This is a genomic window from Ereboglobus sp. PH5-10 (assembly GCF_029504735.1).
Taxonomy (GTDB): Bacteria; Verrucomicrobiota; Verrucomicrobiia; order Opitutales; family Opitutaceae; genus Ereboglobus.
Map to the genome: position 1 here is coordinate 90,190 of NZ_JAQFIP010000010.1, position 25,363 is coordinate 115,552.

The 25,363-nt window shown below is 60.4% G+C and carries 16 protein-coding genes; 11 read left to right on the forward strand and 5 right to left on the reverse strand.

Going from position 1 to position 25,363, the window contains the following annotated elements:
• Positions 1–205: 205 nt before the first annotated feature.
• The 3 genes from ald (at position 206) to M2447_RS09440 (ending at position 5,802) form a co-directional block, all read left to right on the forward strand.
• Entirely contained in the window at positions 206–1,294 is a 1,089-nt protein-coding gene (gene ald, locus M2447_RS09430) for an alanine dehydrogenase (protein ID WP_277510018.1), read from the forward strand.
• 195 nt (positions 1,295–1,489) lie between these two features.
• Entirely contained in the window at positions 1,490–2,959 is a 1,470-nt protein-coding gene (locus tag M2447_RS09435) for a sulfatase (RefSeq protein ID WP_277558404.1), read from the forward strand.
• A gap of 173 nt (positions 2,960–3,132) precedes the next feature.
• Positions 3,133–5,802: a glycosyl hydrolase gene (locus M2447_RS09440; protein WP_277558405.1), complete on the forward strand. Its 2,670-nt coding sequence runs from the start codon at positions 3,133–3,135 to the stop codon at positions 5,800–5,802.
• 155 nt (positions 5,803–5,957) lie between these two features.
• On the opposite strand, the gene M2447_RS09445 is transcribed toward M2447_RS09440, so the two are convergent.
• Entirely contained in the window at positions 5,958–6,398 is a 441-nt protein-coding gene (locus M2447_RS09445; RefSeq protein WP_277510014.1) for a universal stress protein, read from the reverse strand.
• 351 nt (positions 6,399–6,749) lie between these two features.
• Here M2447_RS09445 and M2447_RS09450 point away from each other — a divergent pair, with 351 nt between their 5' ends.
• The 4 genes from M2447_RS09450 (at position 6,750) to M2447_RS09465 (ending at position 12,430) form a co-directional block, all read left to right on the forward strand.
• A complete protein-coding gene (locus tag M2447_RS09450) occupies positions 6,750–8,537 on the forward strand; it encodes a hypothetical protein (RefSeq protein ID WP_277558406.1) in 1,788 nt (595 codons plus the stop codon).
• Positions 8,538–8,621: 84 nt separating this feature from the next.
• Positions 8,622–10,466, forward strand: a complete 1,845-nt coding sequence (locus tag M2447_RS09455; RefSeq protein ID WP_277558407.1) for a hypothetical protein — start codon at positions 8,622–8,624, stop codon at positions 10,464–10,466.
• Between the two features lie 79 nt (positions 10,467–10,545).
• Complete coding sequence (locus M2447_RS09460) at positions 10,546–11,460, forward strand: endonuclease/exonuclease/phosphatase family protein (RefSeq protein ID WP_277558408.1); 915 nt, start codon at positions 10,546–10,548, stop codon at positions 11,458–11,460.
• A gap of 115 nt (positions 11,461–11,575) precedes the next feature.
• Positions 11,576–12,430: an endonuclease/exonuclease/phosphatase family protein gene (locus tag M2447_RS09465; RefSeq protein WP_277558409.1), complete on the forward strand. Its 855-nt coding sequence runs from the start codon at positions 11,576–11,578 to the stop codon at positions 12,428–12,430.
• 109 nt (positions 12,431–12,539) lie between these two features.
• On the opposite strand, the gene M2447_RS09470 is transcribed toward M2447_RS09465, so the two are convergent.
• Positions 12,540–17,015 (reverse strand): DUF3418 domain-containing protein, encoded by a 4,476-nt coding sequence (locus M2447_RS09470; RefSeq protein WP_277558410.1) that lies wholly within the window; start codon positions 17,013–17,015, stop codon positions 12,540–12,542.
• A 136-nt stretch (positions 17,016–17,151) separates the two neighbouring features.
• Here M2447_RS09470 and M2447_RS09475 point away from each other — a divergent pair, with 136 nt between their 5' ends.
• A complete protein-coding gene (locus M2447_RS09475; RefSeq protein WP_277558411.1) occupies positions 17,152–17,709 on the forward strand; it encodes a hypothetical protein in 558 nt (185 codons plus the stop codon).
• Between the two features lie 61 nt (positions 17,710–17,770).
• Here M2447_RS09475 and M2447_RS09480 read toward each other — a convergent pair whose 3' ends face one another.
• Both M2447_RS09480 and M2447_RS09485 read right to left on the reverse strand, forming a co-directional pair.
• Positions 17,771–18,388: a PepSY-associated TM helix domain-containing protein gene (locus M2447_RS09480; RefSeq protein WP_277558412.1), complete on the reverse strand. Its 618-nt coding sequence runs from the start codon at positions 18,386–18,388 to the stop codon at positions 17,771–17,773.
• Positions 18,389–18,472: 84 nt separating this feature from the next.
• On the reverse strand, positions 18,473–19,078 hold the full coding sequence (locus M2447_RS09485) for a hypothetical protein (protein WP_277558413.1): 606 nt from the start codon (positions 19,076–19,078) through the stop codon (positions 18,473–18,475).
• A 134-nt stretch (positions 19,079–19,212) separates the two neighbouring features.
• Between M2447_RS09485 and M2447_RS09490 the strand changes: the two genes are divergently transcribed.
• Positions 19,213–20,223, forward strand: coding sequence for an energy transducer TonB (locus M2447_RS09490; RefSeq protein WP_277558414.1), 1,011 nt, complete (start codon positions 19,213–19,215; stop codon positions 20,221–20,223).
• 101 nt (positions 20,224–20,324) lie between these two features.
• Here the strand turns inward: M2447_RS09490 and M2447_RS09495 are convergent, their stop codons facing one another.
• Positions 20,325–21,356: a small ribosomal subunit Rsm22 family protein gene (locus M2447_RS09495; RefSeq protein WP_277558415.1), complete on the reverse strand. Its 1,032-nt coding sequence runs from the start codon at positions 21,354–21,356 to the stop codon at positions 20,325–20,327.
• A gap of 181 nt (positions 21,357–21,537) precedes the next feature.
• Here M2447_RS09495 and putP point away from each other — a divergent pair, with 181 nt between their 5' ends.
• Together putP and M2447_RS09505 are read left to right on the forward strand one after the other, a co-directional pair.
• A complete protein-coding gene (gene putP / locus M2447_RS09500) occupies positions 21,538–23,031 on the forward strand; it encodes a sodium/proline symporter PutP (RefSeq protein WP_277558416.1) in 1,494 nt (497 codons plus the stop codon).
• Positions 23,032–23,172: 141 nt separating this feature from the next.
• A complete protein-coding gene (locus M2447_RS09505) occupies positions 23,173–25,239 on the forward strand; it encodes a M3 family metallopeptidase (protein WP_277558417.1) in 2,067 nt (688 codons plus the stop codon).
• Positions 25,240–25,363 lie beyond the last annotated feature (124 nt).

Genomic DNA, 25,363 nt, shown 5'->3' on the forward strand with positions numbered 1-25,363 from the left:
TGTCCGAGAATCACACTCGCGCAAGTCAAGGCAGCCCCTGCCATTCGGAAAACAATCTTATGGTGACGGCCTTGCCGTGGCGGGATTCATTGGCGCGGGCCGATTGTCTTGCGCGGTGTGAAATGGCGCGTTGCGCGGCGGGGATCGTAAAATTTTTTTAAAACATTATTTGCCAACCACACCAAGGCATTTCACATGTTTGGAGATGATCATCGGCATCCCCAAGGAAATCAAAAATGGAGAAACTCGCGTATCAGTAACGCCCTCGCTTGTCGCGCGGTGTGTCAGTCTCGGAGCCACCGTGCTCGTGCAAAAAGGCGCGGGACTGCCCGCCGGGTTTGCCGATGCCGAATATGCCGCAGCCGGCGCGGAGATCGAATCGAAGGCGCGCACGATTTGGAAAAACGCCGAACTGATCGTGAAGGTGAAGGAACCGCTCGAAGCCGAATACGGGCTGCTGCAAAACGGCCAGACGCTTTTCACTTACCTGCACCTCGCCGCCGTGCCCGAGCTCGCGAAGGTTTTGCTCAAGAAAAACGTGCTCGGCATCGCCTACGAAACCATCGAGGCGCGCGACGGCTCGCTGCCGTTGCTCAAGCCAATGTCGCAAATCGCGGGACGCCTTTCGCTCCAGATCGGAGCTTATTTTCTGCAAAGCCAGAACGGCGGCTCGGGTGTGCTGCTCGGCGGCGTGCCCGGCGTGAAATCGGGCGCGGTGGCGATTGTCGGCGCGGGCAACTCCGGCGCGCACGCGTGCCGCATCGCCGCGGGCATGGGTGCGCGCGTCACGATTCTCGACCTCGACACGCGCAAGCTCGACATGATCGACGACTTGTATCGCGGAGCCGTCACCACGCTCGCGGCGAATCCCGCCAATATCGAGGCCGCCGTGGCCAACGCGGACCTCGTCGTCGGCGCGGTGCTGATTCCGGGGGCGAAAGCCCCGGTTGTCGTCACCCGTCAAATGGTGCGGCAGATGCGTCCCGGCAGCGTGCTTGTTGACATCGCGGTCGATCAGGGCGGCTGCATGGAAACGATCCGTCCGACATCGCACGAATCGCCCACCTACAAGCGCGACGGAGTCGTGCACTATGCGGTGCCGAACATGCCGGCGATGGTCGGGCGCACTTCGACAATTGCGCTCACGCAGGCGACGGAGCCGTTCCTCGTGCGCTTTATCGAAAAAGGCGTGAAGTCCGCGATCGAGGAAACGCAAGGCCTCGCCAAGGGCGTCAACACGCGCGACGGCAAAATCGTGAACACGGCCGTGGCGAAGGCGCTTGGATACGCCTGATAAACCAGTTCGGTTTTCCAACCGTATCCCTGTCCCGCAAATCCTGCTCATCCCGCCCGCAATTCCATTCAAAGATGGTTTGGGTGGCATGAGTGTCCTGTCCGTGGGAACGGATGTAACGTTACGCGAGTTTTGCTTTGCCGTTTTATTGCGCGTGTTCACAGGATTTCCTGAAAGGCTTGAACGTTCCCCGACATGAAAAAAAACGACATATTGAAGGCCGGCGTCATCGCCCTTGCGGCTCCCTTGTTTGCGCAGGCCGATGCGACGGTGAAAAACATTGTTGTGATTCTGGCCGACGATCTCGGCGTCATGGATCTCGGTTGTTATAACAAGGGCACTTTTTATGAGACTCCAAATTTGGACAGGCTTGCCGCGCAGGGCGTTCGCTTCACCAATGGTTATGCATCCTGCCCCGTGTGCAGTCCCTCGCGGTTCGGTCTGATGACCGGGCGCTATGCCACGCGCGCCGACGCCACCGACTGGTTTGGCGCAAAGCGCGGCGGCAGATTTCAACCGGCGCAAATGATTCATCACATGCCGCTGGAGGAGGTCACCCTGGCCGGGCGTTTGCGCGAAACGGGCTACCAGACGTTTTTTGTCGGCAAATGGCATTTGGGGGAGGACGAAAAATACTGGCCCGAGCACCGGGGGTTCGACACCAATGTCGCGGGTTGGATGCGGGGAAGTCCCGGGAGTTATTTTTCCCCTTACAAAAATCCGCGCCTGCCCGACGGTCCCGCTGGAGAATTTCTTACGGACAGGCTTGCGAGCGAAAGCATCGCGCTTTTGCGGAGCAGGGACAAGACGCGTCCTTTTTTGTTGTATCATAGTTTTTACCAAGTGCACACGCCGTTGAGGGCTCCGTCCGAGTTGATTGAAAAATACAAGGCAAAGGCGGAAAAACTCGGTCTTGATCGCGGGGAAGATTTTGGTGAGGAGGAGCAATCCTGGCAGCGCGCCCAGCCGCGTCGCGTGCGCATTCGGCAAAACCATGCCGTCTATGCGGCCATGGTGGAGAGCATGGACACCGCGGTTGGGCGGATTCTGGACGAGCTCGGCAAACAGGGCCTTCTGGAAAACACCCTTGTTATTTTCACATCCGACAACGGCGGGTTGAGCACCAGTGAAGGCCATCCCACATGCAATTTGCCTTATCGCGGAGGCAAGGGCTGGATGTATGAAGGCGGGTTGCGCGTGCCGTATATTGCGAGACTTCCCGGAGCGGCGCGCGACGGGCGCGTATGCGACACGCCGGTGTGCGGCATCGATTTGCTGCCAACCACGCTTGCGTTTGCCGGCGTGGCGTTGCCGGTGAATCGCGAAATCGACGGTGTTAACTTGATGCCCCTGTTGGAAAAAAATGAAGCGCCGGAGCGGGATGCGCTTTACTGGCATTATCCCCACTACGGCAATCAAGGCGGGTTTCCCTCCTCGGCCATTCGCATGGGCGATTGGAAACTGATAGAGCGGTTGGAGGACGGACGAGTGCACTTGTATAATTTGCGCGCGGACATTGGCGAAAAACGTGATCTGGCCGCGCGGGAACCCGAGCGTGTCGCCAAAATGCGTGCGAAACTTCATGCTTGGTATAAACAAACCGGGGCGCGTTTCTTGGAGCCAAAGCCCGGCGGTCCGGTTCCTTGGCGGCCTGATGATAAATGATAATAAACATCAGGTGACATTTCCGCACTGTTGAAAAGCAGCGGTAACACGAAACCAAATGATATGTCGGCGATACCGGGCATTGGTCGCGATATTCCCTTCGCGCACATTTCGAAATATCGCCACTATACAGCTCGCTTGGCATTGGTGGATTTTTTGCAATGATTCAGGCCATGCGTATTCGAATTACCCTTTTCATCATCGCTTTGGTTGCGCTCGTTTCCGGCGAGTTTGGCTTGCAATCCGCAGTCAACGCCCAGGTTGCCTGGCCCGAAGTCACTCGCGAGGCGAAGCCTTGGACGCGTTGGTGGTGGCTTGGCAATGCGGTTGACGAGCAAAACCTCTCGCGAGAACTCAAGCTCTTCGCCGAGGCGGGACTCGGGGGTGTGGAGATCACGCCGATTTACGGCGCGAAGGGCTATGAGGAGCGTTTCATTCCGTTTCTCTCGGAGCGTTACATCGAGGTGCTCGGCCACACAATCAACGAGGCAAACAAACTCGGACTTTCGGTTGACATGGCCACGGGCACGGGCTGGCCGTTCGGCGGTTCGCAGGTGCGCGACGAGGACGCCGAACTTAAAATCGCGTTTGATGCCGAGCGGAAGTTTGCGCCCGTTCCCACAAATTTTCGCGTGAAGCGCGCCGCGCCGGGAGGCGAGGGCTTGGTGCTCAACCCTTACTCGGCCGATGCGCTCGCGCGCTATCTCGCGCCGATTTCGGACGCGCTGGCGAAGCTGCCCGAGGGCGCGCGCGTGCACGGGCAGCTTCATGATTCATTTCAATACAAGGCAAACTGGGCGAATGAGCTTCCTGCGGCGTTTGAAAAAATGCACGGCTACAAACTTGCCGATCATTCCGCGCTTCTCTCCACGCGCGGCGCCGACATTTCCGCGCTTTCGCCCGGGGACGCCGACAAGCTCGCGCGCATTAAATCCGATTACCGCGAAACGCTTGCCTCGTTGCACATGGACTTCGTTCGCGAGTGGGTGAAGTGGACGCATGGCGTCGGCGGAATCGCGCGCGAGCAGGCCCACGGCGCGCCGGCCAACCTGATCGACCTTTACGCGCTCGCCGATATTCCCGAAACGGAAATCTACGGTTCGTCGGTGTTTCCCATCCCCTATTATCGCAATTCCGACGCGACCGGACGCCGTGAGTCGCCGCACCCGCTTGTCAACCGCTTCGCGTCATCCGCGGCGCACCTTGCCGGGAAGAATCTCGTCTCCGCGGAAACCTTCACCTGGACTCGAGAGCATTTTCACGGGTCGCCCGCGGCGCTGAAACCCGAGCTCGATCAGCTTTTTCTCACAGGCGTGAACCATGTTTTTTATCACGGCTCGGCTTACAGCCCCGTGGACGTGCCGTGGCCGGGCTGGCTCTTCTACGCCTCGACGCAATACAATCCGCGCAATCCGCTCTGGCCCGCGTTCACCGCGTTCAACACTTACATCACCCGCGTGCAATCCTTCCTGCAAATGGGGCGGCATGATAACGACATGCTCATCTACTGGCCCGTTCACGACCTCTGGCACCGCGCCGCCGGCTGGAATCGCAACTTCGGCGTGCACGGCAGGGGCTGGATGCTCGATTCGCCGACCGAGGAAATCGCGCGCGTCCTCGTTGCGCAGGGGCGCCAGTTCGATTTTGTATCCGACGATCAACTACAAAAAGCGGTGGCCGACAAAACACGCCGCGCCTTGGTCACCGAAAGCGGGGCGACCTACAAGCAACTTGTCGTTCCGCCGGTCACGCACATGCCCGTGGAAACCTTTGCCGCCATCATACGGCTCGTCGAAGCCGGCGCGCAGGTGACCTTCATGAAGGACATCCCTCGCGATGTTCCCGGTTTTGCCCGCGTTGAGGAGCGTCGCGCCAGGCTTCGCCAGATGCAATTTGGGTTTCCCGCCTCGTTCAATCCCCGCGCGCCGCTCACCCCCGTGCGCACCATGCGCGGCACCTTTCACGTCATGTCAATGGAGGCGCTCGAGAAAATGCCCGCGCCGTTTGCAAACCAGGGACTCGGCATGGTGCGTCGCAAATATGACGAAGGCGAAATCTACTTCCTCACCAACCTCACAGGAAAAGCGTTTGACGGCATGGTCACGCTGAAGCTCGGACGGCTTCCCTCGCCAGCCGAGGCCGAAAATGAAGTCGCCACAATTCACGATCCGCGCACGGGCACCATCGGCATGGCCGATCTTCATCGTGTTTCCGGAAAAATTCCGCGCACGGAAATACGCCTTCAGCTCGCGCCCGGCGAAAGCCTCGTCGTCAAGGTTGCCCGCGACGGCGCGCGCACCCGCCTCTGGAAATACGCCAAGCCCGCGGGAATTCCCGTGACGATTTCTGACGATCGCGAATGGCGCGTCACGTTCACGGAGGGAGCGCCCGCGATTCCGCCTGCCCATGTCACTCGCGAACTCAAGTCGTGGACGGAGCAGGGCGGGGAGGCCGGGCGCTACGCGGGCACGGCGCGCTACGAAACGACATTCACGCTGCCCGGGGGCGCGAAATATGACGACTGGCGGCTCGACCTCGGTGATGTGCGCGAGGTGGCGCGCGTTTTTGTCAACGGCAATGAAGTCGATTATCTTTGGTGCCTGCCGTTTCGCACACGCGTGGGCAAACATTTGAAGCCCGGTGAAAACACGCTCGCAATCGAGGTCACAAATCTCGCGGCAAACCGCATCCGCGACATGGATGTGCGCGGCGAACAATGGAAAAATTTCCATGAAATCAATTTTGTGAACGTCCACTACAAGCCGCTCGACGCCTCGAAGTGGCCGCTGCAACCCTCCGGCCTTCTCGGCCCCGTGACGCTCACTCCTTTGAAATTGGAGTGATGCGGCGACGCCGCGCGTCATGCCGCGTTTCAAGGCACGGGAGCGGACGGGGAGAGTTCCAATGCGCCGAACAAGGCCGCGCCGCCCGTTTGCTGAATTGGATAACAAGTGCGGGCGGCTCGCGCTTCGGGCGCACGGGGCAGGGGAGTCGCGGCTTATCTTGCGCGCGGAACGATTACCACAGGGCAGGCTGCCTTGCGCAGGACGGTTTGCGTGGTGCTGCCGATGAGCAGGTCGTAGAAGGCAGTGTGGCCGTGCGAGCCCATCACAATATAATCGGCATTATGTGTCTGGGCTTCCGCGAGGATCCCGGTTTGGGCGGGCCCGCTGATTTGCACGGTTTGCACGTGTTGCAGGCCGCGGGATCTTAGCTCCTCGCTGATTTCGGCGAGGCGGCGCGTGGCGTGTTTTTCGCTGGAGGCGATGGTTTCCTGGAAGTTTTCCATCGTCAGGCCATAGTCGCTCGTGATGATCAGTGGTTGCACGACATGGAGCAAAACAATGCGCGCGTTCATGGTGGAGGCGAGGGTGGTCGCCGCTTCGATAACCCCTTTTGTGGCTTTCGAGAAGTCGATTGGAACGAGTATCGTTTTCATGGCGATTTCAGGATACGCGGAATTTGTGTTTTGGCCATGACGAAATAGTGTTTGCGGAGCAAAAAAATGAAAAAACACGGCTGTTTTGGGCGCGCGTTTTGTTGCGCGTTATTCGGCGTTCACTTTCTGCCTGCGCAACGGTTTGCGCCCTTGGCGCGGGGCGCGTGTGTGTTGGCTCTGCATCATGCGGCGTCTTCATGGCGCGGCAGGGGCGTGCTTGTCGTCCAAATATTTTGAGGCCAGTAAAATGACATGGACATTGTCCGTGTTTTTGAGCAAAACGCAGACCTGTTCCTCAATGATATGAATTCCTCATACACTCTCGGCAGTTGTGCTAGGTTTATCTCAGGAGTGGCTCTCCTTTTTGGCCTCGCTTATTTTTCACCTGCCGTTGCCCAGACCAGGCTCGGCATCAAGGCCGCGCCCGACGACCCGAATGGCGAAATCGTTGAGCTGCCGCGCTACACCGTCACTGATTCACGCATCCTTCCGCCACCCGAATCTTGGCGCCACGCCACGTTACCCGGCTACGAAATCCTCTCCAATGCCCGCGATTTTACCACGCAAAATTTCCTGAAGGATTTTCAGCAACTCCAAGCCGCCATCGGAATTGTGTGGCCGACGTTGGTAGACAGCAGGGCCAACACTCCCACGCTGATAATCCTTTGCGCGCGTGGAAATTCCTTTCAGCAATTCGTTCCGGAGGATGCTGATCCCAGCGTTTTTATTACACGCACCAGCTTGTTTGTTGAGGACAAGGAGCGCGGAGCCATCGTAATCGATTTCACAATGCAGGAAGTGTTTGAAGACCAAATACTTGAAGATAGTGAGGGGCAGAAAATTTCCGCAATGAGCGATCCTTATGGTGAGTTTTACCGCCAATACTCACGGTTTCTTATGCGCCATGCAAACGGCGGCGTGCCTCTTCCTGAATGGCTGGAGGAGGGATTATCCCGTCTTTTCACCACGCTCGACTTTCGCAAAAAATGGATCGAGTTCGGAAAAGTGGAGCACGGCTTTAGCCAAACAGCGGTATCCAACCTCGAGTCGGATGGTTCAAAAGAGATCAGGGATATCGATGAATCTAGCAGTTGGTGGGATTCCGCTCCGCAGTCGCCAGATTCAAATATTGGCGGCATGCCTGAAGGTGGTCGAATCACAACCAAGAGCAGGAGGGAGCGGCACGGTGCCATCTTTTCATTCGACAAAATGTTCGATTACGAAAAAGGAAAATCGACAACATTCAATCACAGTCGCTGGAGCAATCAGTGTTTCGCTTTCGTTCACATGTGCATTTACGGGTTGCAGAAAAAATACCAAAAACAATTTATCAAGTTTGCGCTTCGCGCGTGCAAGGGGCCGGTGAACGAAAATGATTTCAAGGAATGCTTCAACCGCAGCTATGAGCAGATGGCCACCATGATGAGCATGCATGTGGACACGCTCGCGCAAGAGTCGGTGCTTTTCAAGGTCAAGCGCGGACAGGAAGGACTGCCTGATCCCATGCCGGTCGAATTGCGCGAAGCCACGCAGGCGGAAATTGGGCGCATCAAGGGCGAGGCGCTCCGGCTTGCCGGCCATGTGGACGCCTCGCGCGAGGCGTTCATCGTTCCCTATCTGCGCAAAGAGCGCGATGCCGGGCTGCTAGCCTCGCTTGGTTTGCTCGAAGTGATTGAGCAACGCGACGCGCGCGCGCGCAAATTCCTCGAGGCCGCGGCCAAGGAAGACGTCGTGCGTCCGCGGGCCTATGTTGAGCTTGCGCGCCTGCGGTTGAACGAGGCGCTTGCCGCCCCGGCGGGATCCAACGGCAGGCTCAGCGCGGCGCAAACCGCCAATGTGCTCGAGCCGCTTTTCACGGCGCGCACACAACCGCCGCCGATGGAGGATGTGTATTCGCTCATTGGATACACGTGGATGTGCAGTGAAGTGCCGCCCAAGGAGACCCACCTCGAGGTGTTGCTCGAGGGGGCGTTGATATTCCCCGGGAGCGCGCGCGTCATGCGGTATGCCGCCACACTCTACGCGCTCCACGGCGGCAACAAGACTTTGGCAAGATCGCTTGTCGACATGGGTGTCAGGATTTCACCCGACCAAGAAACGCGTGAAAGCTTCGAGTCGCTTCGCGGCAGGCTGGATTAGACTCGGCGGCGGTGGGGCAAATTTCAAAAGATGCGCCACCTTTTTTCATTATCAGGTTTGCTCTAAAGATTCCTTCTCCATTCAATGGATCCTCTCTGCATCAAATCCATTCACGGTATCGGATTTATCCTTGGTCTGGCCTTGGTTCTCAGCTTGGCCGTGCATACGAATGCCAGTGCGCAAAGGCATCTCAACATCAAGGCCGCGCCCGACGACGAAATTGTCGAGCTGCCCCGCTACGTTGTTACCGACGAGCGTATTCTTCCACCACCCGAATCTTGGCGCCATGCCAAGTTGCCCGGCTATGAAATTCTCTCCAACGCATCCACCCGTGCCACACGCAGGTTTCTGGAGGATTTCCAGCAGCTTCAGCAAGCTCTTCATATAGTCTGGCCAACGCTAATAGACCGTAAAATCAATGTGCCTACCCTCATTGTCGTCTGCGGACGGGGCAATTCATTCAGGCCTTTTGTCGAAAAGGCGCGCGAGGACGGCATTTTCATCACACCGATGAGTCTTTTCGTCGAGGACAAGGAGCGCGGTGCCATCGTCATAGACTTTTTTTTCCAGGAAATGGGCGACTTTGGAGTGCTCACCTCAATCAACGATCCTTCAGATTCGGGGATGATCGATGCTTCAACTGAAGGAGCCTTTGCGGAAGCATCAATCAGCGGCGGCTCCAGTGCGTCCTTTGCTTCAGCCATTGATCCCTATCAGGAGTTTTACCGCCAGTATGCGCGATTCCTCATGCGTCGCGCCAATGACAACAAGCCGCTTCCCCCGTGGCTTGAGGAGGGACTCACCCGGCTTTTCGCAACACTTGATGTGAGGAAAAAAAACATTGAGTTCGGACGAGTTGAATACTTTGGCGGAGGGCGGATGGTCGGAATGGGTTCAATGGTGGGGGATAGCGCGGCGGAGAAGGCGGCATTTAACCCCATTTTTGTTGCATTCGGACACCTCGATTCCCTCGACAAAATCATCGACTATGTTCCGGGGAGCGAGTTGCCGCGCCCTTCAAATTGGGCCAATGCATGTTTCGCCTTCGTTCACATGTGCCTTTATGGGTATCAAAAAAAATATCAAAAGGGCTTTCTCTCTTTTTCCCGGCGTGCGATGACCGGCCCTGTGACGGAGGCCGATTTTAAGGAATGCTTTGGCCGCACACACAAACAAATGACCATGCTGTTGCGTGGGTATGTTGAGGCTTCCGACCATGGTTCCATTCTATTCAAGGCGAAGAAGGGCACGGATGGATTGGGTGACCTGCCGCCTATTGAAATTCGCGAGGCGACCCAGGCCGAGATCGGACGCATCAAGGGCGAGGCGCTTCGTTTGGCCAACAACATGGACGCCTCGCGCGAGGCGTTCATCATTCCCTACCTGCGCCAGGAGCGCGACGCAGGGCTGCTTGCCTCGCTTGGTTTGCTCGAAGCGCTTGAGCAACGCGGCGCGCGCGCGCGCAAATTCCTCGAGGCCGCGGCCAAGGAAAACGTCGTGCGTCCGCGGGCCTATGTTGAGCTGGCGCGCCTGCGGTTGAACGAGGCGCTTGCCGCCCCGGCGGGATCTAACGGCAGGCTCAGCGCGGCGCAAACCGCCAATGTGCTCGAGCCGCTTTTCACGGCGCGCACACAACCGCCGCCAATGGAGGATGTGTATTCGCTCATTGGATACACGTGGATGTGCAGCGACGCGACGCCCAAGGAGTCCCATCTCGAGGTGTTGCTCGAGGGCGCGTTAATATTCCCCGGGAGCGCGCGTATCATGCATCATGCCGCCACACTCTACGCGCTTCACGGCAGCAACAAGACTCTGGCGAAGTCACTTGTCGACATGGGCGTCAGGATATCGCCAGACCAGGAAACGCGTGAAAGCTTCGAGTCACTTCGCAGCAGGTTGGAGCAGGAGCATGTTCAGGCTGCAAATTGATGAGGCATTTCTCCGCTTGTCTGATTCCGCGGAAGCGGCAACATGCTGTGTTTTCACACCTCATCCCCCTTAATCACACATGAATAAAATCATTCCGGCACTCCTGTTGTTTTTCGCTTCACATGTCGCGCTGGCGGACAATCTGTATGTTGCGTCGTTTAACATTCGCACCGACGCCGCCTCCGATTATAAAAAATTCGACGGCTGGTCGCAGCGTGTCCCCGTCATCTCCAGCCTCATCCGTTTTCACGATTTTGATTTTGTCGGCACGCAGGAGGTGAAACCCAACCAGCTTGCGGACATGCTTAATCTCATGCCGGAATACGCCTACATCGGCGTTGGCCGCGACGACGGCACGGACAAGGGTGAGCACTGCGCCCTATTTTATAAAAAGGACAAATACACGCTGCTCGAGCAGGACTCATTCTGGCTTTCCGAAACCCCCGACATTCCCGGAAGCAAGGGCTGGGACGCCCGATACGCGCGCATCTGCACTTGGGGAAAATTCCAAGCCAAGACCGGCGCGAAGCAAACCGTGTATATATTTAACCTGCACATGGATCACAGGGGCGTGCAGGCGCGAGAGGAGAGCGCAAAGCTCGTGCTCAAAATGATGAAGTCGATCGCCGGCAAATCGCCCGCCCTCATCATGGGTGACTTCAATGTGACGCAAAAAAGCGCCCCCTACGCCGTTCTCGCAAAGTCGAATTACGTGACCGATTGTTTCGACGCCGCGCCGATTAAGCACCTCCCCAACGGCACCTTCAACGGTTTCAACGTAAACCGTCGCACCGACGAACGCATCGATCATATTTTTGTGACAAAACAATTCGCCGTTGAGCGTTACGCGATTCTAGGTGAATGTTATTGGATTCCGGTTCCCAAGGAGTTGATGAAGGAGGGCGACACCGAAAAATCGCTTGCGAAAAAAGGCCTGCCCAAGCTTCCGTCCGATCACTTCCCGGTCGCGGTCAAATTGCGCTTGGCCGAGTGACCTTTCAACGCGCTTGGCGCTGTCGGGCGCCGGCGCGTTTTGATCAGTTCCTTCGCTTTCACACACTGCGTATTTTGCACTGTTCAGCGGACGCATGCGCGAGCAAACTACTCACATGCGCATCAATATTATTTTCCGAATTGGTTTAGTTCTCGCATTAGCAATCGGTGTTGCCAGCACGGCGCCGGCGGAGACACCGTTGCGCGTTGTCAGTTACAATATTCATGCCGGACGCGGTATGGACAAGCAGCTCGACTTGACGCGCATCGCCGGAGTTTTGCGGCGGCTCAATGCCGACGCCATCCTGCTGCAGGAAGTGGATGTGCTAACGAAGCGTTCGGGCGGCGTCGACCAGGCGGCGGAATTGGGGAGGATGCTGGGGATGCATTCCTATTTCGCGAGGGCCATGAGTTATGGCGGCGGCGAATACGGAAACGCGGTTTTGTCGAAGCTGCCGTTTGCGCACACGTCCACGCTGTCGCTTGCGGGCGGGGTCGAGCCGCGCTCGGCGGGAATCGTGGAAATCGTGGTGCCCCGATCCGGCGCGAAGGATGCCTCGGCAGCGCACAATGGGCATCGGGTCATGTTGGTGAGCGTGCATCTGGATCACAAAAAAAAGGAAACGCAGATGGAGCATGCGAAACAGATTTCGGAGGAAGTGGAGCGTCTGATGGAGAAGAACTCATCGGCGGTGGCGATCTGGGGCGGCGATTTCAACGCGAGGGAAACCTCGCCGATTTGGGATGTGGTAAGAAAGCAACACAACTGGTTGATGCCTCAAAAACACGAAACAGCGAAAGCAACATTCCCTTCTCACAATCCAAAATCGGAAATTGACTGGTTCTTATACCGGACGCGCGGAACAAAAACCCCGGCACCTGAGGTGCGGGAATACAAGGCAATCCCCGAGCCGGTGGCCTCTGATCATTGTCCCGTGGTGTTTGCCGTGGAGCTGCGCGCCGGACGGTAGGGCGAACCGTCCCCCGGTGAGCCGGGATCGGAATCAAACCCCTCATAACCCGCCTTGCTTCGACACAAGTCGATTTGCGTCGATTCATGTCGAAGGCTCGCGTGACGCCCTATCGCTTGAAGAACGAATCGAGCGCGTTGAGACTTTTTAGCGGGGCGGATTTTTTTCCGGGGGAGGGCGTCATTGAAATGAGCGGCTTGGGCGAGGGCGCCGCGGCGGGGGCGGGCGCGGCGGATGCGCCGGACGGAGGCGCGCCGGTTTTTCTCAGCGCGGCCAGCGCGCGGTCGAGCTTCACGGCGGAGACGGGCTCGGCGGTGCCGAGTTCCTGCGCGAAGAGGCTCACGCGAAATTCCTCGACGAGCCAGCGGAAGGTTTGCGCCTCGGGGCGCGGATCGGCGGCGAGCGACGCCGCGGCTTTTTCGTAGGGCGCGAGTTGCTTGGCGCGCTCGGCGTCCTTCGCGGGGTTTTGTTTGTGGCGTTCGGCGCGCAGGCGCATCGCCTTCAGGTAGCGCGGAAATTGCGAGAGGCGTTCGAGCGTGACGGACGGGTCTTGCAGGAAGTTTTCCGAAATGAGCGAGGCCGCGTCGCGCGCGAGCGTGGCGTGCGCGCCGGGGAGGACTTGGAGCGTGACGCGCGCGGTGAGGATTTCGCGAAGCAGTTCGGTGAGGCGCGGGATGATCGTGCGCACGTCGTGCGTGGCTTGCGTCGCGGCGGCGGCGAAGGCGGATGCGGTGAGCGCGCGCACGCGCGCGGGGTCGCAGATGTGGCGGCGCAGAAGCGCGAAGGCGCCGGCCTGGAGTTTTTCAAAGGAGAGAAAGGAGGCGGCGAGCGGGGCGAGGGCGCGGAGGCTTTTGGCGAGGTCGCGCTCCGTCCAGGCGAGTTCGTATTTGAGGTGGAGCTCGAGGAGGCGGAAGAGGCCGCGCCGGGTTTCCTCGCGCGCGGTTTCGGGTGTGCGAAAGAGGCGGAGGGAGACGCCGTCGTCGGGGGGTGGCGCGGCACGGGCGGCCCGTCCGTGTGGTTTGTGCGGCATGGGCGAACCGCCCATGTTTTTGATCTTTGCATTTTCCAAACCCACGGGCGAGTCGCCCGTGCCACTCAAACCGATGCACAATCCCGGATACGCCTCGACGGGGACGCCGGCGAGGTCGCCGATGATGATGCGCTCGGGGATGTCGCCGAAGGCCCATGTTTCGGCGGGCGGTTTTTCGTGGCGCTTGCGCGCGCGTTTCCACATGGCGGGATCGTCGCGCGAGACAGCGGCGCTGACTTCGCGGGTGCGGGCGCCGAGCGCGGCGCGGATTTCATCGAGTTCGCGGCTGGCGCAGATTTCCCCGCCGTCGTCGTCGAGCACGCGGACGCGGACGCGGAGGTGGTCGGGCGGCGGTTTTTGCGCGAAGGTGACGACGGGGATTTGTATATTGAAGCGCTCGGCGATTTGCGCGGCAAGGGATTCGGCGATGGTTTCGCGGCGGCCTGTGAGGCGGTCGCGCGAGGTGATTTGCGCGGCGAGCGTTTTCGCGGTTTCGGCGAGGGGCATGAACGCGCGGCGGAGTTCCTTGGGCACGGCGCGCAGGTGGTGCTCGACCTTGGCTTCGAGGTGCCCGGGCACGGCCCAGTCGAGCGCGGCGGGCGTGAGCGCCTCGGCTTCGCGGATGTTGACTTGGATGGTGACGCCGTCGTCGGCCTGGCCGGGTTTGTAGGCGTAGGAGAGCGGGAGAGCGCGGTTTTCGAGGGGGACGGTTTCGGGGAAGGCGAGGGTGTCGTGCCGGAGTTCCTCGGGCGCGCGCAGGTCCTCGATTTGCATTTCGAGGAAATGCGGGTCGCGCGGTTTGCGTTCGCGGACGAGGGTGATGAGTTCGGGGACGGAGGACACGGAGTGCGGTGATTCATCACCGCTTTTGACGGCGGGATTTATCCCGTCGCTTCCGGAAGATTGCGGACCGATGAATCGGCCCGTCGAAAGCGGCGATGAATCGCCGCACGCCAAACGCCCGGCGTAAAAGCGGTAGACGCCTTCGTCGAGGTTCATGTAGCGGTTGTCGCGGGCGCGGGTGAGCAGGTCCTCGACTTTTTCGCGGATGGCGCGGTTGTGGATGAGGAAGTCGAAGGGCCAGGTGATGGTGTCGTTGACGAGCGCTTCGCGGATGAAGATTTCGGTGGCTTCGCGCGGGTTGATTTTGCCGTAGCCGACGGCGTGGGTTTCGAGTTCGAGTCCGTGGAGGCGCGTGCGCTGCTTGACAAGGACGCGGCCTTTTTGCCCGTCCCAAAAGGGTTCGCTGTGGGTGCGCTTGAGGAGGTGCTCGCCGAGTTCGATCGCCCATTGCGGGTCGATGCGGGCGCAGGTGCGCGCGTAGAGGCGCGTGGTTTCCATGATCTCGGCGGCCATCAACGCGGCGGGGGACTTGGGCGCTTTTTTGTTGCGCGCGTCGTTGCCGCGCGTCGATGACGCGTCTTTTCGTTTCGGTTCGTCGCGGGTGAAGAGGACGGAGCCGGGGAAGATCGCGACGCGGCGGTCGTGCGTGGATTTGTAGCCGCCGCGCTCGTCGTCGCGGAGCGCGATGTTGCCGAGCAGGCCGGAGAGGATCGAGCGGTGGATGGCGCGGTAGGCGGGCGTGCCGTAGTGGAGGGGGACGCCGCCCTCGCGCGCGAGGCGTTTGGCGTCGAGTCCGTCGGCGACGGAGCTGGGTTGCTTGCGAAAGTCGTTGCGGGTGGTGAGGACTTCGAGGAGTTGCGCGTGGATGTCGCGCCATTCGCGCATGCGGGTGTAGCTGAGAAAATGCTCGCGGCAGAATTTGCGCAGGCGCGACTGGGTCATCGTCTCGAACTGGTCGTGAAAGGTTTCCCAGATGTTGAGCAGCGTGAGGAAATCGGAATCGGCGTGGGCGAAGCGGCGGTGCGCGGCGTCGGCCTGGGCTTGTTTTTCGAGGGGGCGTTCGCGCGGGTCCTGGATCGAAAGGCCGGCGGCGATGATGGCGACTTCGCGCACGCATTTTTCCTTGCGCGCCTCAAGGATCATGCGGCCGACGGTGGGATCGACGGGAAGGCGCGCGAGCTCGCGGCCGATGGGGGTGAGAGAAGAGGCCGGAAAGCCAGAGGCCAGAAGGCCAGAGACCAGAGTGCCAGAGGCCGGAGTGCCAGATGTCGGAGAAGTAGATGTCGGAGGGGCGGAGTGGTCTGTCTTCTGGCCTTCTGGCCTCTGGCTTTCTGGCACTCTGTCCTCTGGCCTTCTGGCTTCTTCCAGCGCGCCCAGCTCTTCCAATAACGCGTAGCCGGCGCGGATGGATTTCGCGGCGGGCATGTTGATGAAGGGGAAGCGTTCGATGTCGCCGAGGCCGAAGGCCTTCATGCGGAGGATGACGTCGGCGAGGTTGGCGCGCTGGATCTCGGGCTGCGCAAAACGGGGGCGGTCGTTGTAGTCGTTTTCCGAATACAGGCGGACGCACACGCCCTCGGCGACACGGCCGCAGCGGCCCTTGCGCTGGTCGGCGCTTGATTGCGCGATTTCCTCGATGGGGAGGCGGCGCGTGCGCGCTTGCGGGGCGTAACGGCTGACGCGCGCGAGGCCGGTGTCCACGACGAAGCGGATGCCGGGAATGGTGAGCGAGGTTTCGGCGATGTTGGTCGAGATGACGATTTTGCGGCGTTGCGTGGGTGCGAAGACGCGCTGTTGCTCGGTGTTGGAGAGGCGCCCGAAGAGGGGGATGATTTCGCAGTTTTTCAGGCGCGCGCTGGCGGAGCGTCCGCGGCCTTCGAGGAGGTCGGTGGTTTCGCGGATGTCGCGCTCGGCGGGCATGAAGACGAGGATGTCGCCTCCCGCGCCGGTGTCGGTTTCGCGGACGATGCGCTCGACGGCCTCGACGGCGCCGTCGATGTAGTGGAGCGCCTCGGCGCGGGCGTTTTTGTCGTTCTCGTCGGAGGCGGAATCGGAGCCGAGGTCGTCGAGCGGGGCGTAAATGACTTCGACGGGATAGGTGCGTCCGGAGACTTCTATTATCGGGGCGTCGTCGAAGGCCTTTGAAAACATCTCCGTGTCGATGGTGGCGGAGGTGATGATGATTTTGAGCTCGGGGCGCTTGAAGCGGAGGTTGCGGAGGTGGCCGAGGAGGAAGTCGATGTTGAGGGAGCGCTCGTGCGCCTCGTCGAGGATGACGGTGTCGTAGGCGCGGAGCATGGGGTCGCTCTGCACCTCGGCGAGGAGCATGCCGTCGGTCATGAACTTGATGACGGTGGCGCGCGAGGTGCGGTCGTCGAAACGGATTTTGCAACCGACTTCGCGGCCCCAGTTGACGTTGAGTTCCTCGGCGACGCGGCGCGAGATGGAGAGCGCGGCGACACGCCGGGGTTGCGTGCAGGCGATTTGGCCGCGCGAGCCGCGCCCGGCGGCGAGGCACATTTTGGGGATTTGCGTGGTTTTGCCGGAGCCGGTTTCGCCGGCGAGGATGACGACTTGGTGTTGCGCGATGGCGGCGGTGATTTCGTCCGCGCGCGCGCTGATGGGCAGTTCCGGCGGAAACTCCAGGCGGAACGGGAAGGGCGTTCGGCCTTCGGCGGGCGGTTGGGATGAATCTGGGAGGTTTTCGGTCACGCAGGGGGAAATTAAGAATTAAGATTTGAGAAGTAAGAAGCCGGAAATGTTGCGGCGGGAGTTTTCTCGTTTTGCCTTTTGGCGAATTGGCGGATTGTCCTTCTTAAATCGCAATTCTTGATTCTTAATTTTAACCATGTCCGCCAAACCTCCACCCATTCCCGAACTCGTTTACCAGCGCGTAATGAAAGTCGCGCGGTTCGACGGCCATATGGTCATGTGGATAGCCGGCATCGGGGCGCTTTTGGCTGCGGCGGGCGGCAGTCATACCGCCGCGGTGGCGGCGTGCCTCGCGGCGGGCACGGGCGCGATGGAGATACATGGTTCGCAACAATTGGCGCGCGGCAACGAAAGGGGTGTCAACTGGCTGGTTCGCGCGCAATTGCTGCTCATGTTTGTGATACTTGCCTATGCGACATGGCAGCTCACGCATTTTAACGAGGGACTTTACCGGGAGTTGATCCCGCAGTTTCGCGAATACACGGAACAGGCAAGCCGACGCTACAAAGTGAACAATCCTTATGACGCGCTCGACGACGCGCAGCTCATGTTATTGTTCCGGATGTGTCACACGCTGCTTTACGCAGTGGTGGGGTTTGTGACATGCATATATCAAGGTTTGATGGCCCGGTATTATCACAAGCGCCGGGCGGCGGTGGCGAAGGCGTTGGATATCTATTACGGCGTGGAATAAGGTGTGGGACGTGTGGCGATAAATCGGCGCGGCCCCGTGTTCGTGACCCGCGCCGGTTTATTTACAAACTGAGCCAGGCGATGATGCACGGAATGATGATGCCGAGGGCGGCGAGGAGGCCGCCGCGCCGGGTGATGCCGTTTTTGCCGCGCAGGAGGAAGAGGCCGGTGACGGCGATAATGAGGAGCGAGGCGGCGAAGGCGTCGGCGAACCAGAGCCAGGCGCGTCCGGGGTTGAGGTGGAGCCTGTTGAAGGTGGCGAGGACCGGGCGGCGGCGCAGGACTTCGATGTCGAGCGCGCCGGTCTGGCGGTCGAGCGTGGCGGCGCCGTTGTCCACGAAGATGCGGATGTGGCGGTCGTCGGGCGCGAAGTGTTTTTTGTAGCGCGCATCGACTTTTGCGTCGGCGAGGAGGGCGAGCGCGGCGTCCTTGGTGAACGGGGTGCGCGCGGCGAGTTCGGCGGGCGCGGCGTGCGTGCGTTTTTCGACGCTGTAGTTGGGGTTCCAGTCGGCGCGGTGGTTCACGGCGAGGCCGGAAACGGCATACACGATTGTCGCGCCGAAAAAGAGGTAGCCGAGGTCGCGGTGCAGCACGCGAAACAGGGCGCGCCAGCGGGGAGGGCGTTGCGGGGGCGGCGGAGCGGCGGGAGTGGCGGGAGTGGGCGGGCGGGCGGTGCTCAAGGATGGCGGGCGTCTTAAATCGACTTAAATCGACGGGAGTCGATTTAAGTCGGGATGAAGGGATGGCTGCGGCGTCGCGGGGGCTCAGTCCGCTTTTTGCCACGAGAGGCTTTCGAACGAGAGCGAGGACAGATAGCCTTTTTTGCTCTTGGCGAGCAGTTCGCGATGTTTGGCGATGCGGGCGAGCTGGGCCTGCTTTGTCTTGGCGAGCTGTTCAGCGGAGACCTCTTGCTTCTTGGTGGGGCAGCTTTCGCAATCGTCGTCCTTGCCGTGGCCGTGATCGTGATCGTGCGCGCCGGTGTTTTTCGGATTCTTGATGGCGGCCTCCTGTTCGTCGAGGTCGGCGGCGGTGACGCGGGTTTCGTGAAGGATGCCGGTGACGCGGAGGGTGTCGCCGCGAAGCTCGGGCGAGAACTTGGGCGCGCCCTTGCCCTGGGTGAGGAGGAGCGCGGTCTTGGATTCGCCGTCGGCGTTGATGATCTGCGCCTTGCAGCCCATGTGCGGGCAAACCCAGGTGGCCATGCCCTCGACGACGATTTGTTTGCCGACGTTGGCGTCAATGGCGGCGACGAGATCGGTGACCGAAAGCGGTTTGGCGTCGGCTTGGGCGTTGAGCGTCGCGGAGCCGGCGAGAAGGGCGAGCGCGAGAGCGGCGGTGAGTGAAGTCAGGCGTGTGAGCGTGTTGTTCATGATGTTAGTGTTAAAAAAATGAATAGTTTGATTTTTTTATCGCAACGGGACGATTTTCGCGATGTTACTGGGAGTCAATCTCAATCTCATTATTAATGAGCCATTGTCTCATATGTGTTTAATCATTGGTCTTAATGCTCTTAAGTAATTGGAAAAAAAATATTTTCTCGTTCATGTTCATTTTTTTAGGTGAATGGAGCGGTTTGTTGCGCCGAGGGGATGGAGTTTTTGCAAGCAGAGATCACGCACTGGATGCGTCTCATGCGGAAAGAATGAACGCGAGGTTTCGTCTTTTGACTTGGTGCTGGAAGCGCGTGCCGGAGAGGTGCAAGTGGGCGGTGGTTGCGTTCCGGCAATTCAGCGCGACCACGGTCATTGGCGCGTGGTTTGCGCAATATGCGTTCTCGATGCTCATCACGGCGGCGTTGCTTGCGGCGCTGTTTTTGATGCCGGCGACCCCGACCAGGGATGCGGGTATTGCGGGAGGTGGTGCCGAGACGGATGCTGAAAATGCGTTTGTGCTGGTCGATGCCTCCTCCATGAGCGCGGCGCGCGCGGGCGGAGGCTCGGTTGGAGGCGAAACAACGAACGCACCGACGGATGAGGATTTGCCGGCGTTGACGCGAGACGAACTGGCTGCGGTGGCATCGGAATTTGCTTCGGAGGAATTGACGCAATCGCGTTTGGATGCGTTCGCGTGGATCGAGGCATGCGGACAAATATCCGCTGCAGGCGGGGACGGGGCGTTCGGGACGGCGGGGCTGCACGGGGCATCGCTTGCCGGAGGTCCGGGCGGGTTTGATGCGGGCGGATTTTCTTTTGCAGGGTTTGAAAGCGGTAAATTTGGCGGCTCCAAATCGGGCAGGCTGGGGGGGGCGGTGACGTTTATGCCCGAGCCGCTTTATCCGGAACTGGCGCGACGTGAAGGCCGCGAGGGCGTGGTGGAACTGGCCGTGGTGGTTGATGCATCGGGCCGCGCGCGCTCGGTTGATGTTGAGCGGAGTTCGGGGCATGCGGATTTGGACGATATTGCGCGTTCAACGGTTTTGCGCCAGTGGCGTTTTCAACGCGCCACAACAGGGGCAAACCGCGAATGCGTGGTGCAGGTTTCGTTTGATTTGAGAAGAAGCCGCGGCAGAGGGTGAGGCAAACAGGGGTGCCGCAAACGACGCCCTTGCGCAAAGGCTGATTGTCGTGGACGCGACTTTGATCGCGCTGACTCCGGCTTACTCGCCTTCGTGTGTTTTCAGGACGGTGCGCCGCCGAGGATTTTTGAGGGGTTGGACGGATCGCGTTTCCAAATGTAGAGCGGCGGATGCGCGGGGGCGCGGTCGAGTTGTTTGAAGAGGACGGTGGCGTCGCGTTTGTAGAGGGTGAGGTCGTTGACGCCGCCGGCGTCGCAACTGCAGATCGCGGCGTGCGCCTTGTGGATGCGGGGGCGGCCGATGATGCGGGCGGCAGCGTCGGGGACGACGCTGTCAGCACGCGAGACGCGCGCGGTCCCCGCTGAAGGAGCGGATTTTTTTTGAAGAACGAGAAAACTGTAGGGGAGGCTGCGCAGATCGACGCCGGCGCGCTTGCCAAATTTCACCCAATCAGAATCGGCGTAGATGTTGCGCGGGGGCTCGGCGAAATTGTGGCACCAGTGGCGTTCCGCGCCGGGCGCGAGGAGTCCGCAGGGGGCGGCGTGCGCGCAGGGGGCGACGATGTCGAAATCAACGCGCAATTTTTCGCGCACCGACACGAGCGCGCGGCTGTCGGCATGCGTGCCGGGTTCGACCCAGATGACCGCCCCGGCGCGGCGGGCGAGGGCGGTGAGCTCGGCGAGCGAGGCGTCGGAAAGCTCGTTGATGACGTGGCTGAGGAGGAGGACAAATGCGGAAGGCGGAGTGCGGAGCGCGGAGTGCTCGATCTTCAAGTCGGGGAAGTCGCGGCGTGCGGCTTGCGCGGCGAAGTCGCGCGCGAGCGGCGAGTGATCCCAGAGGTGCAACGTGTCGAAGTTTTCCGGTCCGAAGGCGCGCAGCACGCGGCGCGAGGCGACGCCGCTGCCGCATCCCCAGTCGAGGAGAGCGCGCGCGGAGGCGGGAGGCGTCCAGTTGCGGCGGCGGAGTTCGGAGAGGACGGCGTCCCATTTCCAGCCGATGCGCTCGGCGTAGGTCATGTCGTAGTTGGCGAGGTCGGCGGGCGTGCGCCAATAGGGGCCGGCGGCGGCGGTTCCCTTGATGAAGCCGTCGCGCAACCGGTCGAGCGCCTGCCAGTCGAGTTGTGTCCAATCCATGCCGGTTAGAGAGGCGTTTTGCGGCGGGGTGACAAGCCGGTTTGTGCGCTTGCGGGTGATCAAACCTTTGGGACGCGCGTTTTTTTGCGAAACGCTGTTTTTGTCATTCCCACCCATTCGAGTTTTTCCCACTCTGTGCGGTTTTTATTGCACCACGAAATTCTACCATCTGTTTGACCCTATGATCGTTGACACTCCCACCATCGTCACTTTTGCCGTTTATATTGTGCTTATGCTCCTCGTGGGCTGGCTCGGATACCGCTCAACGAGCAACCTGTCCGACTACATCCTCGGCGGGCGGAGGCTCGGCAGTTTTGTGACGGCGCTGTCGGCGGGCGCGTCGGATATGAGCGGCTGGTTGCTCATGGGGCTGCCCGGGGCGATTTTTCTTTCCGGCGTGTCGCAATCGTGGATCGCAATCGGTCTCATCGTCGGCCAGTGGTTCAACTGGAAATTCGTCGCGGGCCGCCTGCGCATCTACACCGAGAAATGCGACAACGCGCTCACGCTCGCCGATTACTTCAGCGTGCGCTTCAAGGATAAGAGCAGCATCCTGCGCATTTTCACGGCGGCGGTGATTCTTGTGTTCTTCACGCTTTACTGCGCGTCGGGTGTCGTGGCGGGCGCGCGTTTGTTCGAGTCGATGTTCGGCATGCCTTACAACACCGCGCTCTGGATTGGCGCGCTGGCGACGATCACGTATGTGTTCATCGGCGGCTTCCTCGCCGTGAGCTGGACGGACACGATTCAGGCCTCGCTCATGATCACCGCGCTGATCATCACGCCGCTCATGGTGATTTATTCGGGCGGCGGAGTCGCGCAAAGTTTTGCCGACACGGTGGCGGTGAAGCCCGGCTTCTTCAGCCTCACGCACGATCTCGACACGCTCGCCATCATTTCGCTCGCGGCGTGGGGGCTCGGTTACGTCGGGCAGCCGCACATCCTCGTGCGTTTCATGGCGGCGGAAAGCGCCGCGAAGATTCCGGCCGCGCGTCGCATCGGCATGACGTGGATGGTGGTTTGCCTCGCGGGCGCGGTGGCCGTGGGCGTTTTCGGCTGGTCGTATTTCGCGAACAATCCCGCGATTGCGGGCGCGGTGGGCAAGAACAGCGAATTGGTGTTCATCGAGCTGGTGCGCCATCTTTTCAATCCGTGGATCGCGGGCGTGTTTCTGGCGGCCATTCTGGCGGCGATCATGAGCACGCTTTCGTGCCAGTTGCTCGTCACCTCGAGCGCGCTGACGGAGGATATTTACCGCGCGTTTCTGCGCAAAACGGCATCGCAAAAGGAGCTCGTCTGGTGCGGACGCATCATGGTGCTCGTCGTCGCGGTGATCGCGATTGTCATCGCGATGAATCCGAACAGCAAGGTGCTCAAAATGGTCAGCGACGCGTGGGCCGGTTTCGGCGCGGCGTTCGGCCCCGCCGTGGTGCTGTCGCTTTTCTGGCCGCGCATGACGCGCAACGGCGCCGCCGCGGGCATGTTCGTGGGCGCGGCGACGGTGCTTTTGATGATCCTGTTCAAGCATCATCTGCCCTTTGCGATTTATGAAATCATCCCCGGCTTCGTCCTCGGCGGAATTACCATCGTGGTTGTGAGCCTGCTCGGCAAGCCGCCCGCGAAGGAAATCGTCGAGCGCCACGAGGCGGTGAACGCGGAAGTGCGCGGGATGTAGGGGCGCACCTGGCGTGCGCCCTCGGTTTCGAAAATCATTTTGTTTGCGCGCCCGGCCGTAATGCGGACGGGTGCGAGGGCGCACGCGAGGTGCGCCCCTACTTGACAAGCAGCCGCTTTATGCCGTCGCATGGAGGGCATCATGGATCATCCCTTTCTCGACGCCCGTTTTGAAATACCCTGGTCGCGGCTCACGCCTGATCGCGTCAAGCCCGACATCACCAAGGCCATCGCCGACGCGAAGGCGCAAGTCGACGCCATCGCCGCGCTGCCGCTTGGCTCGCTCACTTACGAAAACACGTTCGCCGCGCTTGAGCGCGTGACGGAACACTTCAGGGGCGTTTGGAATCGCGTCGAGCATCTGAAATCCGTGGCGGACTCGCCCGCGGTGCGCGCGGCCTACAACGAAATGCAGCCCGTCGTCACCGCGTTTGGCGCGAGCATTCCACTCAACGCGGAATTATGGAAGCGGCTGAAAACGTATTCGGAATCCGGGGACGCGAAGGGCGCGGCGCGCAAGCCGGTCGAGCTTCGCCTCATCAGCGAAACGCTCGCGGAGTTTCGCCAGCAGGGCGCGGATTTGCCGCCGGAGAAACGCGCGCGCATGGCCGAGCTTGAAAAGGAGCTCGCGCAACTCACGCAGAAATTTTCCGAAAACGTGCTCGACGCAACCAATGCCTACGAGCTCGTGATCACCGACGAGTCGCGCCTGGCCGGGCTGCCGGAGCGCGCCAAAAACGCCGCGCGCGCCAACGCCGAATCGAAGGGACTCTCCACGCCCGAAAAGCCCGCGTGGCGTTTCACCTTGCACGCGCCGTCGCTCAATCCCGTGCTCACCTACGCGGACGATGCGAGTTTGCGCCGCGAGCTGTTTGAGGCGTCCAACGCCGTCGGCGCGCGGGCGCCGTCCGACAACACGCCGCTCATTCCGCGCATCCTCGCGTTGCGCGCCGAGAAGGCCGCGCTGCTCGGCAAGGCGCATTTCCCGGACATGATTCTCGAGCGCCGCATGGCGAAATCCGGCGCGCGCGCAATCGCGTTCGTCAACGACCTGCAACGCCGCACCAAGCCCGCGTTCGATCGCGAGTGCGAGTCACTGGAGGCGTTTGCGGGAAGGAAGGGCGAGCATCTCGCGCCGTGGGACCTCAGTTATTACGCCGAAAAAATGCGCAAGAAACTGCACGATTTCGACGAGGAGGCGTTGCGTCCGTATTTCCCGGCGGATCGTGTGTTCGCGGGGCTGTTTGAAGTGTGCAATCGCATTTACGGCATCACCGTCAAGGAGCGTGAAACCGGCACGGGACCGGGCAAGGTCGAGGTGTGGCATCCCGACGTGAAGTTTTACGAGGTGTATGACGCGAACGGCACGCATCTCGGCTCGTTTTACTCCGACTGGTATCCGCGCGAGTCGAAACGCTCGGGCGCGTGGATGGACGCGTTCGTCACCGGCGGGCCGCGCGCGGACGGTTCATGGGCACCGCATCTCGGGCTGATTTGCGGCAACATGACGCCGCCCGTTGATGGCAAGCCCGCGCTGCTCGACCATCGCGAGGTCGAGACGATTTTCCACGAGTTCGGCCACCTGATGCATCACCTGTTTGGGGCTGTGCCCGTGAAATCGCTCAACGGCACCAACGTCGCGTGGGATTTTGTCGAACTGCCCTCGCAGATCATGGAAAACTGGACGTGGGAGCGCGAGGGCTTGGATTTGTTTGCGCGCCATTACAAGACGGGCGAGAAAATCCCGGACGAACTTTTCCGCCGCATGATTGCCGCGCGCAATTTCCGCTCGGCGTGCGGGCAGATGCGCCAGCTTTCGTTTGGCACGATGGATTTGCTGCTGCACATCAGCGCGGGCGAGTTCAAGCGCGAGCCCGACGTCGAGCCGGGCATCCGCCGCCTGATCACCGACTGCCTGATTCCGACCAACCCGCCCGCGCGCACGAACGTGAACCGTTTTCACCATTTGTTTTCGAGCCCGGTCGGTTACGCGTCGGGGTATTATTCCTACAAATGGGCCGAGGTGCTCGACGCGGACGCGTTCACGCGCTTCCAGCGCGAGGGCATTTTTAACGCGGCAACTGGAAAGGCGTTTCGCGACACGGTTTTGAGCAAGGGCAACAGCGAGGATGCCGACAAACTCTACCGCGATTTCATGGGCCGCGACCCAAGCATCGACGCGCTGATGAAGCGCAACGGGCTGGCGTGAGGCGGCTTCCGATTCGACTGGAATCGACTGAAATCGACGCAAGTCGAAGAAAATGGGAACTGCGGGGCAGCCTTTGGTTGACATTGAAACCCAGTCTCATTTTAGTCGGTGTTTCACTTTTCAA

Coding starts and splice junctions, on each gene's coding strand:
- ald (WP_277510018.1), top strand. CDS start 206: ATGATCATCGGCATCCCCAAGGAAATCAAAAATGGAGAAACTCGCGTA.
- M2447_RS09435 (WP_277558404.1), top strand. CDS start 1,490: ATGAAAAAAAACGACATATTGAAGGCCGGCGTCATCGCCCTTGCGGCT.
- M2447_RS09440 (WP_277558405.1), top strand. CDS start 3,133: ATGCGTATTCGAATTACCCTTTTCATCATCGCTTTGGTTGCGCTCGTT.
- M2447_RS09445 (WP_277510014.1), bottom strand. CDS start 6,398: ATGAAAACGATACTCGTTCCAATCGACTTCTCGAAAGCCACAAAAGGG.
- M2447_RS09455 (WP_277558407.1), top strand. CDS start 8,622: ATGGATCCTCTCTGCATCAAATCCATTCACGGTATCGGATTTATCCTT.
- M2447_RS09460 (WP_277558408.1), top strand. CDS start 10,546: ATGAATAAAATCATTCCGGCACTCCTGTTGTTTTTCGCTTCACATGTC.
- M2447_RS09465 (WP_277558409.1), top strand. CDS start 11,576: ATGCGCATCAATATTATTTTCCGAATTGGTTTAGTTCTCGCATTAGCA.
- M2447_RS09475 (WP_277558411.1), top strand. CDS start 17,152: ATGTCCGCCAAACCTCCACCCATTCCCGAACTCGTTTACCAGCGCGTA.
- M2447_RS09485 (WP_277558413.1), bottom strand. CDS start 19,078: ATGAACAACACGCTCACACGCCTGACTTCACTCACCGCCGCTCTCGCG.
- M2447_RS09490 (WP_277558414.1), top strand. CDS start 19,213: ATGCTCTTAAGTAATTGGAAAAAAAATATTTTCTCGTTCATGTTCATT.
- M2447_RS09495 (WP_277558415.1), bottom strand. CDS start 21,356: ATGGATTGGACACAACTCGACTGGCAGGCGCTCGACCGGTTGCGCGAC.
- putP (WP_277558416.1), top strand. CDS start 21,538: ATGATCGTTGACACTCCCACCATCGTCACTTTTGCCGTTTATATTGTG.
- M2447_RS09505 (WP_277558417.1), top strand. CDS start 23,173: ATGGATCATCCCTTTCTCGACGCCCGTTTTGAAATACCCTGGTCGCGG.